Source organism: Brevibacterium sp. UMB1308A (assembly GCF_030230605.1).
Taxonomy (GTDB): domain Bacteria; phylum Actinomycetota; class Actinomycetes; order Actinomycetales; family Brevibacteriaceae; genus Brevibacterium.
This window is the reverse complement of record NZ_JASPDO010000001.1, coordinates 99875-116386: the sequence shown is the minus strand read 5'-3', so window position 1 is coordinate 116386 and position 16512 is coordinate 99875. Positions and strand designations below refer to the sequence as shown.

The following is a 16512-nucleotide window of genomic DNA, read 5'->3' as shown; positions in this document are numbered from 1 at the left end:
AGTTAGTGTCCGTGGTTGACCAGTATCCAATCCTCACAATCCTTCCGCCTTTCATCGCGATTATCAGTGCGATCGTCACCCGGCGGGTGGTTCTCAGCCTGGGGTTGGGCGTGGTTCTCGCAGCTCTTCTCGTTGAAAACTTCAACCCTCTGGGTACGCTGTCTCAAATCTGGTCAGCGTTCGCGGTAATCTTCTGGGACTCTGAAGCTGGGCGAGTGAACACTGACCAGGTGTTCAACCTGATCTTCCTGGTGATCCTGGGAGTCATTACCGCGCTCGTGCTCATGGCTGGGGGAACAGAAGCATTTTCGGATTGGGCAGTTAAACACATCAAGTCACGCCGTGGAGCAAAGCTGCTTGCCGCGTTTTTGGGAATTGCCATCTTCATTGATGACTATTTCAACGCTTTGGCGGTGGGGCAGGTCGCACGTCCGGTGTCTGACCGGTTCAAAGTTTCGCGTGCGAAACTCGCGTATATCATCGACTCAACTGCTGCTCCTGTTTCTGTTCTCGCACCGTTTTCAAGTTGGGGCGCTTCGATCATTGGTCTTATGGCCCCCATCATTGTGGCAGCCGCGGTCGCTCCTAATGGGGTCATGGGCTTTTTGGGAGCAGCGGCTGCGAACTATTACGCGATCGGTGCGATCGTCGTGGTCTTCATGGTCATCATTTTCAGTCTGGAAGCTGGACCCATGCGGCGGGAAGAACGCAGGGCCCTAGCCGAAGGCGAAATGTTTGCAAAAGACGCCGAAATCCCCGGCGAGCTTTCCGAAGACCTCCCTGTTTACCGTCCCGGCGCACTCCGCTCGTTGATCGTTCCGTTCGTGTTCTTGGTTGTCGGTGTTATTGGCGCCATGTTCATCACCGGTTACATGGAAAGCGGAAGTGCTAACCCCATGGACATGCTCGCCTCTACCTTGGTGCCCAACTCACTCTTGTACGGAGGCATCGCCGGTCTTATCGCCGCCGTGTTCTACTACTTCCGTTACACAAGTAGTCACTCCAAGTTCAATGCAGGCACCCTGTTTAAGGGGGTTGCCGAAGGCACTAAGTCCATGCTTCCAGCCATCTACATTTTGATCCTCGCGTGGATGCTGGGAACCGTGGTCGAAGCTTTGGGCACCGGCGAATACCTAGGTGGACTCGTTGAAAATGCAGGCATCCCCACCCAGTGGTTGGTCCCGCTCATGTTCGTGGTTGCAGCGGCTATGGCATTTGCCACGGGAACCTCGTGGGGCTCATTCGGCCTGCTGATCCCGCTTGCCGGGGACATCCTGTTGGCAGTAGGTGCGACCGACATGGTGCTGCCTGCTCTGGGTGCAGTTCTTGCAGGTGCGGTGATGGGCGACCACTGCTCACCTATTTCCGACACCACTATCTTGTCGTCGACTGGTGCAGGGTGTGAAGTTGTCACTCACGTACAGACGCAGTTGCCATACTCTTTGGCTACTGCCGTTGCCGCTTTGGTTGGTTACATCTCCGTGGCCATCACTCACCAGGTGTGGGTGGGCATGATCGTCACTCTGGTGGTGCTTACTGGATTGGTCCTCGCCGGAGTGTGGCGTTGGACCCGCCTGGAGAAGATTCACGGGTTCGAACTTGATGATGAACCCATGGCAACCGAAGCAAACAACGCGTAGTTTTACATAAAGGACCTGTGCATGACGGCGTGTTCTGACTTTTTTGACGAGCCTCTTCTTGGGACTGCTCTTGAAGCGACCCGGTGGGTGTGCGTGGAGTTCAGCCACGGATGGGGCCATGACGCTTTGGACGGCTTTGCCCTGGGTGAGGAACTAGCATCCCAAATCAAAGCCCACATGAATGCGCACAATGCGCGGTTCCAGTTCATTCGCGAGCCTGGCCGGGAGGGTCAAGACGCAAATGGTCACCGCGTGTTTGTTGCAGAGTCAACGCCAGGCAAGGAAGCTCTGTACACCCTCACCATCAAAAGCGTGTCCGATCTCCTTGATTTGGACGTATCTAACCCTGCGACGATACCCGGCGCTACCGCCGTCGAATCGCCTTTGGCACTCATCTGCACGCATGGCAAGCGCGATGTCTGCTGTGCTCTCAAAGGTCGCCCGGTTGCAGCGCTTTTGTCGCAGCATGCCAGCGAGCCACAGGACGCTGACGCTCACGAGGAAACCACCTCGGCGCGGGTGTGGGAAACCAGCCACACGGGTGGCCACCGGTTCGCACCCGCTGTGATCGTCCTCCCATGGGGGTTCACGTACGGGCGGGCCGGCGCGCAAGCGGCGCGCCAGATCTGGGACTTGGCTGTCGATAATCAGGTTCACCTGGATCTGTTGCGTGGGCGCAGTGCGTTTTCGAAACCAGAGCAGGCCGCCGAGGTGGCAGTCCGGTCCCACTACCTCCTCACCGGGGTTGCCGATGTCGTTGGAGTGGAAGCCACAAGCGACACCGTGTTTCAGGTGAAGTGCGCAAACGGGGACACGCACGCGGTAGAAGTTGAGCACACAGTCAGTGATCTACCCCCGCGCCCGGCGACGTGTGGAAAAGGCGATAAAGAGGTTAAAGCGTTTAACGCTACGTTGCTGTGACATACACATAATGAGATGCGCGCCACATACATTCCGGGTAAGATCCATGCATGGGACACAGTAGTTTTGACCAGATCGAAAAAACCCACCTCGACCAGATGGCACAGGCTACCGGAGCTCATCTTTCGGTGCTCATGCCCGTTGATCGCACCGATCAACAGTCGCGCGAATCTTCTACGCGCCTCAAATCGCTTCTTGGTGAAGCACAACGGCAGCTTGCAGAGGCAGGACTTTCAAGTAGCGACATTGACGCGCGCTTAGAGCCGTTCACTGCACTGATCAACGACGGTCCTTTTTGGCGTAACCAAGGCGACGGCCTCGCACTGTATTCCGCTGACAATGTCCACTTTGTTTTCCGCGTGGGTGTCCCGCTGGCTGAGCGCGTCCACGTGGGCGAACAGTTCGCGTTGCGCCCGCTGGCAACGGCGTTGGCCGAATCTTCCAAGTTCTACATTCTGGCTCTCTCACGTGCCAAGGTGCGTTTGTTTGACGCTACCCGCGACTCACTTACGCAGCTGGACTTGGGTGACACAGTTCCATCCTCGCTTGACGATGTTGTGAGCCCGGATGAGCGCCAACGCCAGCTCCAGTCCCGTTCAGTCGGTGGAGATCGCGCCATGTTCCACGGTCACGGAGCAGGAGATGAAGTTGACGCAGTGTTTGTCGACAAGTTCCTCAAAGCTGTGGGCCAGGGAGTTGGCGACTTGCTGGGTAAGGCCCGGTCACAGCCCATGGTTTTGGCTGCAGTTGCTGAAGCACACCCGGCGTTTAAGCAGTTCTGCACGTACCCCGCACTGCAAGACGCGATGGTCAAGGGGAACCCAGACGACCGCTCCCCCAAGGAACTTCACGCTGCCGCGTGGGAGGCTCTGCTTCCCACATTCAAAGCGCAAGACGACGCCGTGTTTGAACGATTTTCGGCGAAGCTCGGAACCGGTTCGGCCTCTACTCAGAGTGACAGTATTCGCGAAGCAGCTGTTGAAGGGCGAGTGGACACGCTGTTCATTAACCCCAGTGTGACGCGGAATGCTGATGCCGTGAACGAGGCCATTCTGGCCACTCTGCAGAATTCGGGCAAGCTCATCATCATGTCCGACGGCAGTGTAGAGAACGTGGCAGCACTGTTCCGTTACTGAGCAGGATTCTACGAATAACAGCCAGTGGCTAGGTGTGCGAGTGAAGGGATACTTAACCGCGGGTTAAACCGTGCGTAACCAGAATCACTTCTTTCACATTCTAGACTCAGAGGGTCCCCAAAATTCCCTAAGAAATGAGCCTGTGAGATGCGAATTCGCACCTTAGCCGCGGCTATTACAGCCTGCGCTATCACTGGTAGCCCGGTCGTTGCACTGGCGCAGCCGGCACCAGAAAACCTCGACCTGAGCTTCCTTGCAACATCGGACGTACACGGTCACATTTACGACTTCGACTACTTCACCGACCAGCCGTACCCTGAAGACGATTCACTGGGCCTTACCCGCGTGAACTCGATCGTCAAGAAGGTTCGCGCTGACCGCGGAGAAGACAAAGTCTTCGTCTTCGACAACGGAGACAATATTCAGGGAAGCCCCCTCACCAGCTACTACGCCAACCAGGAAAACATCCTGAAGACCGGCGAAGAGCATCCCATGGCTACCGCAAACAACATGATTGGCTACGACGCTCAGGTTGTTGGTAACCACGAATTTAACTACGGACTCGAATTCCTGGAGCGCTACCAGAACCAGGTCGACTTCCCACTCGTGGGCGCGAACGTCATCGACGACGCTACCGGCGAACCGATGTTCGACCCCTACACCATCGTCGAACGTGAAATTGACGGAAAAACCGTCAAGGTTGGTGTCGTTGGTGTAACCCCTCCCGGCTCTGCAGTGTGGGACAAGCAGCACCTCGACGGCAAAGCACACTTCGATGACATTGTGTCCTCTGCAAAGAAGTGGGCTCCCAAGGCAAAAGAAGCCGGCGCTGACGTTGTGGTCGCCCTTGCGCACTCTGGTAAGGACCCTGAAGGTTCCACATGGAACCCTAAAAACAAGACCGACGACCTTGCCACCTCGGTCGCCCGCGAGGTTCCTGACATTGACATTGTGATCGCAGGACACTCTCACCAGGATGAGCCTGAAGAGTACGTCGAGCAGGTAGACGGCACGCAGGCGCTGGTGACACAGCCTAAGTTCTGGGCGCGTTCCGTGTCCGAGGTGGGCCTCTCCCTGGTGCCAAACGATAAGGGTGGCTTCGAGGTCGACTGGTCGGAAGACAACAAGCCAAAAGTCACCCCACACTACTCGGGAGAAGTGCCTGAAGACCAGGAACTCAAGGACGCGCTCAAGGTTCCGCACGAAAAGACCATCAAGCACGTGAACAAGGTGGTTGGTCAGGCAACTGAAACCATGAGTGCGAAGACCTCGCGCTACGAAGACACCGCGATTGTGGACTTCATTTCCCACGTGCAGGCTGACACTGTTCGCAAGGCCCTCAAGGACAGCGAATACAAGGACCTGCCGGTCATTTCGCAGGCGTCACCATTTAGCCGTACCGCAGAGTTCAAGAAGGGCGATGTCACGATCCGCGACGTTGCCGGACTGTACGTGTACGACAACACGCTTTCGGGTGTGAAGATCAACGGTAAGCAGCTGCGTGAGTACCTCGAGTGGTCGGCTCGCTACTTCAAGCAGGTAGACGAAGGCGCTGACTTCAACCCGGAGGAAGTCACCAACGCGCCTGACACTGAGCGCGGACGTGACATCCCGGACTACTCGTATGACGCTGTTACCGGCGTGAAGTACGACATCAACATCTCCAAGCCAGTTGGCGAGCGCATTGAGAACTTGCGTTTGGAAGACGGTTCTGAGCTCAAGGACTCCGACGAGTTCATCATGGCGATCAACAACTACCGTGCGTCCGGTGGTTCGGGCTACCCCGTGAGTGACCTGCCCGAGGTGTACAACGACCAGATTGCGATCCGCGAAGCGATCGTTGACTGGACGGTGGAGAACAAGGTTATCGACCCCAAGGACTTCTTCGTCGAAAGCTGGTGGTTGACGTCTTCCACCCGTCCGGTCGAAGAAGCTCCGGGTGAGGAAGAACCGGGTGAAGAGGCTCCTGGTGAGGAAGCACCCGGTGAAGAAGCTCCAGGCGAAGAGCCAACTGAAGACGCACCAACGGAAAAGCCTTCCGAGGACGCGCCTTCCCAGAAGCCAGGTGACGACTCTGACGGTTCAGACAGCTCGGACGGTTCAGATAACGAAGCTGGCAAGGATTCCTCGAACCCGCTGCCACGCACAGGTGCGCAGATCGGTGTGGCACTGGGCGCAGGAGTTGCTCTCCTTGCAGCAGGTGCCGTGATCACGGTGGTTGCACGCCGCAAGAACTAAAAGCCAATATAAATCGAGGCGGGGCTGATCGCAGATCAACCCCGCCTCGGCGTTACTGCGTCCGGTAACCCCGGTCAGTCATCGCCTTGAACGAAGCGATACCCCATACCTGGTTCGGTAATAAAGTACTTGGGCGCCGCCGAATCGACTTCGAGTTTCTGCCTAATTTGTGACATGTACACGCGCGCGTAGTTGTTTTCGTTTTCATAGCCTTTACCCCATACGTTTGCCAGGAGTTCTTCCCGGCGTACCAGGCGGTTAGGGTGACGCACTAAATAGCTCACAATCTTCCATTCTTGGGGCGTAAGACTCACTTGTTCACCCGACACCGCCACGATGTTGCGGGCTAGGTCAATCGACAACCTGCCGTCGGAGGTGACGATGACCGGCTCAGCCGTTTCTTGCGGAATACGACGCAGGTTCGCCCGCAAACGCGCCAAAAGCTCCCCCAGTGCAAAAGGTTTGGTCACATAGTCGTCGGCACCGCGATCTAAGGCTTCGATTTTTGACTGCGTTTCATGTCGCGCGGTCACCACAATAATGGGAACCTGTGACCAACCGCGGATTCCGTCAATGACATCTAAACCGCTCATGTTCGGAAGTCCAAGGTCAAGCAAAACGGCTTCAATTGGGTGGTCCGAAGCCATAGTGAGCGCCTGCTCCCCCGTGTTTGCAGTGAGAACCTTATAGCCGCGTGCAATGAGGTTGACCGCCATTGCACGAGACAGGGTCGGATCGTCCTCAACAATGAGAATCACAGCGTGCTCCTTGTCGTCATGTGATCAGATACGAACGGTTTGTGGGTGGCTTTTCCAATAGGCAGAGTCAGAACCATCGTGAGTCCACCACCTGGGGTGTCATCGGCGGAAAGCTCACCACCGATACCTTCAGCTAGTCCCTTTGCCACTGCTGCGCCAAGTCCCAGTCCCCGCGAGTTGGTGGTGTCGCCCAAACGGGTGAAGGGTGTGAAGAGCTGTTGTTTTGCTTCATCGCTCAGCCCTGGGCCAAAGTCAATGACACGAATTGCTACTCGGTCTCCCTCTAGCGCTGCATCAATTTTCACTCCGTTGCCTGTATGTTTTGCAGCGTTCGACAACAGGTTCTCCAAAATACGTTCCACCAAGCTTGCGTCAGTTTTGATCAGTGGCAGATCGCGGGGGATCGCAATTTCAAGTGGTCCAGGTTTCAGCGTGGGGTCCATGTGGTCGACCGTACGTGCGACCAGTTCGCTGGGCTCAATGACGGACTCGTTGATGCTGAGCGTATTCGTTTGCACACGTGACATGTCCAAAAGGTCAGCCACGATCCGGTCGAGTCGATCCGAGGACGCCTCAATCGAACGCAACAGCTCAGTTTGTAGGTCTTTTGGCAGGTCGACATCATCCAGAAGCAGGCCGGAAACTGAGGTTTTGATTGTTGCCAGCGGAGTTCGCAGATCGTGCGAAACGGCACTGAGCAATGCCGTGCGAATCGCGTTCGCGGCCTCCAACTGCCGCGCCTGCAAACGAGCCTCCGTCAGCTGTGTCTGCGTCATGAGACCAACCAGGCGTCCCGTGTACGCGTCCAGCACTCTCTGTTCATTTGCGTTGAGAGGGCGCCCAGCCAACAACAGTACGTGATGGTCATCCAGCGTAAACGTCTCATCGGCTTCGCTCCCCGACTTCAGCTCTTTCCCCGAACGGTATTCCGTTACGAGGTTTTTGCTGTCGTCAAAATACCCCAGGGTGACGCTATCTTGACCAAACGCTTGTGAGATTTTGTCCAAAATCGCCTGGATACCAACACCTTCACGAATCACAGAACCTGCCAGTTCGGTCATGAGCTGCGCGTTAGCCCGTGCGGTTCGCGCTTCTTGCGTTCTTCTAGCGGCCCCGTCAACAACACGTGCCACGAGAGCCGCAACCACAATGAACACGAACAACAAGAAGATGTTTTCAGGTTCAGCGATCGACATGGTGTGTAAAGGCTCGGTAAAGAACCAGTTGAGTAATCCAGTACCCACAACAGCGGATGCGAGAGCCGGCCACAGTCCCCCGACAAGAGCAACGACCACAACCACCAGGACATAGGCCATGCTCAAGGTGGAAAACGCGACCACTTCATGAGCTTCGGAGATCCCCATGGCGGTAATGCCAGCGACGCACACACCGGCCAAAACCCACGCGCTCACCGTGCGTGCAAGGGACAGATTTCGCCGAGGTCGTCGTTGGGATGGTTGTGGTTCGCTGGTCCCGTGGTTCGTCACGATATGGACGTCGATGTCTCCCGCACCGTCGATAATGCGTGAGCTCGTTGGTCGTGAAAGTAGTTTCTTGTACCACGGCGTTCGGGATGATCCGATCACCAACTGAGTGGCGTTGATAGTATTGGCAAACTCTAAAAGAGTTTCTGCGTAGTCTTCACCTGACAGCGTGTGCCATGCGCCTCCCAACGATTCGGTGAGAGTTCTAGCTTGCTGAATTTCAGCATCAGTCATGAGAGGCGCACCGTCCGTGGGAACGATGTGAACAACCACGAGTTCACGCCCGGCCATACGTCCCACGATTCGCATACCTCGGCGAATCAAAGTGGGTACGTGCGGTCCTCCAGCAACCGCGACTAGGATGCGCTCGCGAGCAGGCCAGGTGGAGTGGATACCTTCTTCATTTCGGTATTTCGCTAGGCCTTCATCGACCTGGTCAGCGAGCCACAACAGCGCGAGTTCACGAAGCGCAGTGAGGTTCCCTTTGCGGAAGAACCGTGAAAGGGCCGCATCAGCAGCAGCTGGCTTGTATATCTGGCCACGGCGCAGACGGATGCGAAGAGCATCCGGACTTAAATCGATGAGTTCAATGTCGTCGGCATCGCGCAAAACAGCGTCAGGAATGGTTTCATTCTGGACATGTCCCGTAATGTCGGCGACAACGTCGTTAAGCGATTCGACGTGCTGGATGTTTACCGTCGAAATCACGTCGATTCCGGCGTTGAGAATCCTTTCCACATCCTGCCAGCGCTTGCGTGAGCTTTCGGCTCCCACGATCGTGTGTGCAAGTTCATCGACGAGCACCACTTCCGGTCGTCGTTCTAGAATCGCGTCGACGTCGAGCTCGTCATACTCAGATCCTCGATAGAGAACCTTCTTTGTTGGGATAAGTTCCAAGCCTTCAACCTTGGCAGCTGTCCCAGCGCGACCGTGCGTGTGCACAACGCCAACAACCACGTCGGTTCCAGATTTCGTCAGGGAGTGGGCTTCTTCTAGCATTGCGTAGGTTTTGCCCACTCCCGGAGCGGCACCCAAGTAAACCTTGAGTGATCCGCGACGTTCGTTCATTTCAGCCCTTTGCCTTGACCACGTCAAGGTTGAGGGTGTTGACGTTCACTCGCGGACTGCCAATGAATCCGAGGATCGAACCGTACGAGTTTTTCTCAACGAGTTCTTCGACTTTTTCAACCGATAGTCCCGAGTTCTTTGCAACACGTTCAACCTGAATGTGAGCATACTCCTTGCTGATATGCGGGTCTAGACCCGAGCTGCTTGCTGTTACGGCGTCAGCAGGAACATCAGCTGGATCGACACTGTTTTCCTCAGCAATCGACTTCTTGGCGTCTTCGATAGTCTTCTGAAATTCGTCGCCTACTGGGCTGAGGTTGGAGCCTCCGGAAGACATCCCGTCGTAGTCACCGGATGAAAGACGCGGGTGAAACAAGCTTGGGTCTTTCGAGGTGTCTTGCCCAATAAGTTTTGAACCAACGACCTGGCCGTTGTGCTCCAAGAAAGAACCGTCCGCACCGTTGGCGTTCAGTCGTCCTGCTAGCCACGTCACACAGGGGTAGATGAGCCCCAAAATGACCAGCAAGATCAATAGTGTACGGGTAGCTTGCACGGTAGCCGAAACTACTCCTGCGGTTTTCTGTGCCATGAAATTTTCCTTAGAAACCAGGTAGAAGCGAAACGATCATGTCGATGATCTTGATGCCAATAAAGGGAACGACAAACCCGCCTAGTCCGTACACAACAAGGTTGCGACGTAAAAGCTGGTGCGATGTTCCAGGAACGTACTTCACACCGCGTAGTGCTAGAGGAATCAGTAGCACGATGATGATCGCATTGAAGATCACCGCAGATGTGATTGCTGACTCAGGTGACGACAAGCGCATGATGTTCAGAACATCGAGGCCAGGAAAGGCCACCACGAACATTGCCGGTACGATCGCAAAATATTTTGCGATGTCGTTGGCAATCGAAAACGTCGTAAGCGCACCGCGGGTAATCAAGAGCTGTTTACCGATCTCCACGATCTCGATGAGCTTGGTGGGGTCGGAGTCCAGATCAACCATGTTCCCGGCTTCCTTAGCAGCCTGAGTACCGGTGTTCATCGCTACACCCACGTCAGCTTGAGCCAGCGCGGGAGCGTCGTTCGTTCCGTCACCGGTCATTGCCACCATATTTCCGCCTTTTTGTTCACGGCGAATCAGTGCGAGCTTGTCTTCCGGTTTCGCTTGAGCAAGGTAGTCGTCGACACCAGCTTCACGCGCAATTGCTTGAGCTGTCAGTTCGTTGTCACCTGTAATCATCACGGTGCGAATACCCATCGAGCGCAAGGTTTTGAAGCGTTCGACCATGCCCTCTTTGATGATGTCTTTCAGGTGTATGGTCCCCAGAACTTGGCGTTTCCCTTTGTCTTCTTCTGCTACGACGAGCGCCGTACCACCGTCATTCGAGATGCGCTCAATCGTGTGTTTGACATCGTCACCAACCTGCACGCCAGACTTCTCGACCCACTTGACCATTTCAGTGGCGGCGCCCTTGACGACTTGGTGGTTTTCAGAAAGTTTGACGCCACTCATTCGAGTTTCTGCGCTGAACGGGATGAACTCCGCTTGAGCGTAATCAGCTTCGGGAACTTCTCCCAGCCCAAGACCATCCTGGGCCAGTACCACAATCGAGCGACCTTCAGGGGTTTCGTCAGCGAGTGACGACAGCTGAGCTTTGCGCGCCAACTCGATTTCCGAAATTCCTTCTGCCGCAACAAACGCTGTGGCTTTGCGGTTACCCACCGTGATGGTTCCAGTTTTGTCCAAAAGCAAAGTTGTCACGTCGCCGGCAGCTTCCACTGCCTTTCCCGAGGTGGCAAGGACATTGCGCTTAATAAGACGGTCCATGCCTGCAATACCAATTGCGGAAAGCAACGCACCAATCGTCGTAGGGATCAAACAGACCAAGAGCGCAATCAACACGGTGATCGGTTGCTGAGCGTTCGAGTAGTTCGCCATTGGAACCAAGGTGAGAACAACCAACACGAAGATCAACGTCAGCACAGACAAGAAGGCACTCAAAGCAAGTTCGTTTGGTGTCTTCTGGCGGCTAGCACCTTCCACCAGACCAATCATGCGGTCGATGAAAGTGTTTCCTGGTTCCGAGGTGATACGCACCTCGATGGTGTCGGACAGTACGCGGGTTCCACCTGTAACGGCTGAGCGGTCACCGCCGGATTCGCGAATCACCGGAGCCGATTCACCTGTGACCGCTGATTCGTCAACGGTCGCCGCCCCTACGATCACATCACCGTCACCCGGGATAGTTTCACCCGCAGACACAATGACAACGTCGCCGGGTCGCAACGACGAAGACGGAACTTCTTCCACTTCTCCATTGGGGCGTCGCACACGCCCTGTCGACGCCGTCTGGGTCTTTCGAAGCGCGTCAGCTTGAGCTTTACCGCGGCCCTCGGCAACCGCCTCGGCTAAGTTGGCGAAAACTACGGTCAGGAACAGCCAGATTGCCAACGTAAACGTAAACAGGCTGGGGTGGATGACCCCGAGGACAAACGTAATCGCAGCCCCAATTTCCACGATGAACATTACAGGAGTTCGCACCATGGTTGCAGGGTTGAGTTTCCGGAGCGCCTGGGGCAACGATGCCAGAATCAGTTTTCCGCTGATTCCAGATTGCGTCGCGGTGGCATTCTGGGCTTCAGTTTCAGTTTCCTGAATCTGAGTGGTCATGACATGAACCTTTCAGCAAGAGGTCCGAGAGCAAGTGTCGGAAGGAAGGACAGACCGGTGATGAGAAGAGCAGTACCGGCCATGACAACCGAGAAAAGAGGTGTGTCTGTGGGGAGTGTTCCCTTGGTCTTTGCCACTGGGGTTTGGACAGACAAGCGTCCGGCAAGACATAGCACCAACGCAATTGGGACGAAGCGCCCCAACAGCATTGCAAAACCAAGCGATACGTTCAAGAACGGAGTATTCGCATTGAGACCAGCGAAGGCTGATCCGTTGTTATTACCTGCCGACGTAAACGCATAGAGCACTTCGCTCAAACCGTGCGGACCAAAATTAGCAAGAGAGTCACGCGTTGATGGAAGCGCAATTGCAAGGCCCGTACCAAGCAGTACAACAACCGGCACGACGAGTGCGTACATGCTGATGAGTTTGACTTCGGTGGGCCCAATTCGTTTGCCCATGTATTCGGGGCTACGGCCCACCATGAGTCCGCTGATGAAGACTCCGATGATTGCGACAACAAGCATTCCATACAGGCCCGATCCCACACCGCCGGGGGAAATTTCGCCCAAGAGCATGTTGAAGATCAAAAGACCACCGGAGAGCGGTTCGTATGACGAGTGCATGGAGTTCACTGCGCCGGTTGACGTCAGGGTGGTGGCTGTAGCGAAAAGCGTGGATCCAAGAATGCCAAAACGGGTTTCTTTTCCTTCCATTGCAGCGAGGTTGTTGTCTGCGAAGCTCATCTGAAGGGCAGTGAGGCTCACAAGCGAACCGATTGCCAGAATTGCCATTGCACCGAGGACCGTATAGCCCTGACGCTTGTCACCGACCATGACGCCGTAGGTGCGTGGGAGCGCAAATGGGATCAACAAAATGAGGAACACTTCAAGGAGGTTGGTCCAACCGTTAGGGTTCTCAAAGGGGTGGGCGGAGTTCGCGTTGAAGAAACCACCACCGTTGGTTCCCAATTCTTTAATGGCTTCTTGGCTCGCGACCGGTCCTCCTGGAATGGTTTGTTGGCCACCTGCCAATGTCTGCACGACTTGCGGGCCGTTGAAGTTTTGGATCGCTCCACCCAGAATCAAAAGCACTGCACCTATAAAAGCGATGGGCAAAAGAATACGGAGGCAACAGCGAACGAGGTCGACCCAGAAGTTCCCCAGTTTGTCGGTTTCGCGGTATGCGATTGCACGAATAAGCACAATAGCCACGACGATTCCAACGGCTGCCGAAATGAAGTTCTGGAAGTTCTGTGCCAGCATCTGGGTCAGGTGACTCATAGTAGTTTCGCCACCGTAGGACTGCCAGTTGGTGTTTGTCACGAATGACGTGGCAGTGTTCCATGCTTGGTCCGCAGGTACTGGCCCCAGTCCCATGTTCATGGGAAGCCACTGCTGAATCCGCTGGAGGATGTACATTCCCAACACGGAAAGTGCAGAGAGCACCAGGATATTACGCAGGTACATCTTCCACGTGTGTTGTGCTTCCGGGTTCACGCCTGCAAGGCGGTATATGAAGCGTTCAATCTTCAAGTGTTTAGCGCTCGTAAAAGTGTGCGCCATGTAGTTGCCCATGGGTACGTGCACAACGGCAAGCAGGGCGACCATCAACGGAAGTTGTAAAAGTTCCACTGTCAGTCGAACCTTTCAGGATGGATGAGCGAGTAAAAAACGTAAGCCGTTGTGACGGAACAAAACGCTAACCACACGATGTCTACGAGGCTCATAGTTTGTTCACCGCCCAACCGAACACTCCAACGACGGCGAAATACGCCACGGTAAGTGCAATGAAGAGGATGTCTAACACGATTCAGCTTTCTGAGTGATTTCAGAATTCGCGTCGTTTCCCTGGCGCGAAGCCACTCAGTTGAGTGACAGTGAATATCAAAACGCGCCCGTGGACCGGGCACTGCGGGTCCTTACGGTTTCTTTACACCCCGCACAGAATTTTTTACGTGCTTTTAATACGGTGTTCCTTGGAGCAACGTTGCCCTGCAGGAATCAATAGAAAAAGCTACTGCGTCCGGTACACCAGGGCGGTGGCAATGGCAGCCACGCCTTCACCTCGGCCAGTTAAACCCAAACGGTCGGTTGTTGTCCCAGAAACATGAACGGTGGCCCCTGCGGCTTCGCTGAGCACACGTTGCGCTTCGTCCCTCCGCGTACCGATTTTGGGTCGGTTACACACTGCCTGAACGCTGATGTTGCCGATCTCAAAACCAGCCTGGCGCACAATTCGCGCGGCTTCACGCAAAAGCGCACATCCGCTGGCTCCTGCAAATTCCGGGCGGTCTGTTCCGAAATGCGCCCCCAGGTCGCCAACACCTGCTGCAGAAAAAATGGCGTCACAGCATGCGTGGGCGACCGCATCGGAATCAGAGTGCCCTTCCAGCCCCACGACGCCTTCCCACAGGAGTCCCGCCAACCACATGGGCCGGTCTGGGTTGTCGCTTATTGCGTGGACGTCTACACCGATTCCTACCTGGGGCACAAACACGAGTTTTCCTTCCGTTGGCACAGCATCCGCGCAAGTTCAAGATCCAGCGGATGGGTGATCTTGAACGCCTCGTGAGATCCCTCGACACCCACTGCGGGGATACCCATAGCCTCAAGCAGGCTGGCGTCGTCGGTCACGTTCGTTGACGCGTCACGTTCGAAGCGTTCATGTGCATCCGCAAGATCTTTAAACGCGAAACCTTGCGGGGTCTGCACGGCCCGCAACCGAGCTCGCTCAACTGGGGCGCTTAGGCCGACCGCGTCCTCTGGCTGTTGCGACGAAAGCGTTCGCACAGTGTCAGAAACAGGGAGAACTGGGACCACGTTCTGATGCCCGGCACGGAGTGCTGTAAGCACGCGGTCAAACACTCGCCGAGGTGTCAGCGGCCTGGCAGCGTCATGCACCAGGGCGTAGCTGGGGTTGACCTCGATGGAGGCGAGTGCGTTCCGGACTGACTCCGTACGTTCAGCACCCCCTACTACGGTGCGAACGTTTGGCTGGGCACGGAACAGATCTTGTGCACGGGCCTCGAGGTCACGCGGCACGGCAATGATGACCAGTTCGATGCCTGCGTCAAGAACTCCGGCGACTGCGCGTTCGAGGAGAGTGTGTCCTTCCAACGGGACAAATGCCTTGGGGGTTTTTAATCCCAACCGTGTCCCAGCTCCTGCCGCTGGAATGATCGCCACCGTTTCCATACCAGCAACTCTAGTCCACGTGGGCACACAAAAATGGGGGCGACATCAGTCACCCCCACTTGCTTCTTCAAAACTATGAAGCGAGAACCTTCTCCAGCATTGCCTCTGCTTCGGTTTCTTCTTTTTCTTCTGCCAAAGCAAGTTCTGAAACAAGCACCTGGCGTGCCTTTGCCAGCATGCGCTTCTCACCGGTGGAAAGACCTCGGTCCTGTTCCCGACGCCACAGGTCGCGTACGACCTCGGCAACCTTGATTACGTCACCGGACTGGAACTTCTCCAGGTTCGCCTTGTAGCGACGCGACCAGTTGGTTGGCTCTTCTGTCACTTCAGCGCGCAAAACCTGGAAAACCTTTTCCAAACCTTCTTCGCCCACAACATCGCGGACACCCACAAGGTCACAATTTTCAGCGGGGACTTCAATCGTTAGGTCGCCGTGTGAGACCTGCAGTTTCAAGTAAAGTTTGTCTTCGCCCTTGATCGTGCGAGTTTTAATTTCTTGGATTGTCGCCGCTCCGTGGTGCGGATAAACAACAGTGTCGCCGACCTGAAAACTCATCTTATTTTTTCCCCTTTCGCGGACTCCCAGTCTAGCATGCTCCGCAACACAACCGTGAAGCAGCGTCCGAAATACGCGACAAAGACCCACTCCTGTGATATGTGCTTCGCAGGCAACTGAGCCCTGCAGCGGTTCAAAAGTAGGACCACAGTTTCTACGCGCGAAGAAAAGCAGGTAACATACACGGTGTTCCTTAAGATTTTGTTGCGTACCACTTTGAGGAGTATGTGAACGTGAAACGGCTAACCCGCGCAGCTGTCGCAGTCGCAGCGATTGCCCTTATTGTCCCTGTCAGCGGTTGCGCGGCTCTGTTGTCGAACCAGCAGACTCACAATTACGTTTACCACGGCGGAGACGGCGCATGGGCGTCCCTTGGCGGAGTCGACTTCCGTGGCATTCTGCTGATTGCCAACGAGGACAACACGGAAGCCCAGCTGTTCTACACAATCGTTAACAACTCCCAGGGCCCAGCAACGGTCACGCTCAAGGTTGGCGACTACCAGAAGCAGATCAAGCTCGCGAAAGGCGAGAAGATCGTTCAGAACCCACAGTCGCCCGACTTCGACGGTGAAGAAGCTCTCGTCAAAGGCCTCAACGCACAGGTTGGCGAACAGGTCGACGTTGAAGTGACCGCAAACGACATGGACAAGACCGTGCGTGCACAGTTGCTCAACGCAGACCACTGGTACTACGAAGACGCACAGCCTAAGGGAAGCTCAACCGGTGCACCTACCGAAAGCGCAAGTGAAGCACCTACTGAGGACGCTACCGAAGACGAAGCAACCCCTTCACCTGAAGAAACCGAAGGGCAGTAAGCGACAGTAAGTTCCGCTCCAACG

At 55.5% G+C, this 16512-nt stretch carries 13 protein-coding genes; 5 read left to right on the top strand and 8 right to left on the bottom strand.

Annotation, left to right across the window (positions count from 1 at the left end):
• The first annotated feature begins 11 nt into the window (after positions 1-11).
• The 4 genes from QP868_RS00550 to QP868_RS00535 all read left to right on the top strand — a co-directional run bounded on the left by QP868_RS00550 (position 12) and on the right by QP868_RS00535 (position 5935).
• The gene (locus tag QP868_RS00550; RefSeq protein WP_284924559.1) at positions 12-1640 is read left to right on the top strand and encodes a Na+/H+ antiporter NhaC family protein; all 1629 of its coding nucleotides are present in this window, start codon (positions 12-14) and stop codon (positions 1638-1640) included.
• A gap of 21 nt (positions 1641-1661) precedes the next feature.
• Positions 1662-2561 (top strand): sucrase ferredoxin, encoded by a 900-nt coding sequence (locus tag QP868_RS00545; RefSeq protein ID WP_284924558.1) that lies wholly within the window; start codon positions 1662-1664, stop codon positions 2559-2561.
• A 50-nt stretch (positions 2562-2611) separates the two neighbouring features.
• Complete coding sequence (locus QP868_RS00540) at positions 2612-3697, top strand: baeRF3 domain-containing protein (protein WP_284924557.1); 1086 nt, start codon at positions 2612-2614, stop codon at positions 3695-3697.
• Positions 3698-3844: 147 nt separating this feature from the next.
• Positions 3845-5935 carry a bifunctional metallophosphatase/5'-nucleotidase gene (locus QP868_RS00535; protein WP_284924556.1) on the top strand — a complete coding sequence of 697 codons (2091 nt, stop codon included), beginning with the start codon at positions 3845-3847 and terminating at the stop codon, positions 5933-5935.
• Positions 5936-6009: 74 nt separating this feature from the next.
• Here QP868_RS00535 and QP868_RS00530 read toward each other — a convergent pair whose 3' ends face one another.
• The 8 genes from QP868_RS00530 to QP868_RS00495 form a co-directional block, all read right to left on the bottom strand.
• Positions 6010-6693: a response regulator transcription factor gene (locus QP868_RS00530; protein ID WP_284924555.1), complete on the bottom strand. Its 684-nt coding sequence runs from the start codon at positions 6691-6693 to the stop codon at positions 6010-6012.
• On the bottom strand, positions 6690-9245 hold the full coding sequence (locus tag QP868_RS00525; RefSeq protein ID WP_284924554.1) for a DUF4118 domain-containing protein: 2556 nt from the start codon (positions 9243-9245) through the stop codon (positions 6690-6692). The genes QP868_RS00530 and QP868_RS00525 overlap by 4 nt, the downstream gene beginning before the upstream one ends.
• 1 nt (position 9246) lies before the next feature.
• Positions 9247-9834: a potassium-transporting ATPase subunit C gene (locus tag QP868_RS00520; RefSeq protein ID WP_284924553.1), complete on the bottom strand. Its 588-nt coding sequence runs from the start codon at positions 9832-9834 to the stop codon at positions 9247-9249.
• 10 nt (positions 9835-9844) lie between these two features.
• Positions 9845-11920, bottom strand: a complete 2076-nt coding sequence (gene kdpB, locus QP868_RS00515) for a potassium-transporting ATPase subunit KdpB (RefSeq protein WP_284924552.1) — start codon at positions 11918-11920, stop codon at positions 9845-9847.
• Positions 11917-13530, bottom strand: coding sequence for a potassium-transporting ATPase subunit KdpA (kdpA, locus tag QP868_RS00510; protein WP_473964618.1), 1614 nt, complete (start codon positions 13528-13530; stop codon positions 11917-11919). The genes kdpB and kdpA overlap by 4 nt, the downstream gene beginning before the upstream one ends.
• Positions 13531-13936: 406 nt before the next feature.
• Complete coding sequence (gene ispF / locus QP868_RS00505) at positions 13937-14419, bottom strand: 2-C-methyl-D-erythritol 2,4-cyclodiphosphate synthase (RefSeq protein WP_284924550.1); 483 nt, start codon at positions 14417-14419, stop codon at positions 13937-13939.
• Positions 14401-15117, bottom strand: a complete 717-nt coding sequence (ispD, locus tag QP868_RS00500; RefSeq protein ID WP_284924549.1) for a 2-C-methyl-D-erythritol 4-phosphate cytidylyltransferase — start codon at positions 15115-15117, stop codon at positions 14401-14403. The genes ispF and ispD overlap by 19 nt, the downstream gene beginning before the upstream one ends.
• A 73-nt stretch (positions 15118-15190) precedes the next feature.
• Positions 15191-15673, bottom strand: a complete 483-nt coding sequence (locus QP868_RS00495; protein WP_102239043.1) for a CarD family transcriptional regulator — start codon at positions 15671-15673, stop codon at positions 15191-15193.
• 233 nt (positions 15674-15906) lie between these two features.
• Between QP868_RS00495 and QP868_RS00490 the strand changes: the two genes are divergently transcribed.
• Positions 15907-16488, top strand: a complete 582-nt coding sequence (locus QP868_RS00490) for a hypothetical protein (RefSeq protein WP_284924548.1) — start codon at positions 15907-15909, stop codon at positions 16486-16488.
• Positions 16489-16512 lie beyond the last annotated feature (24 nt).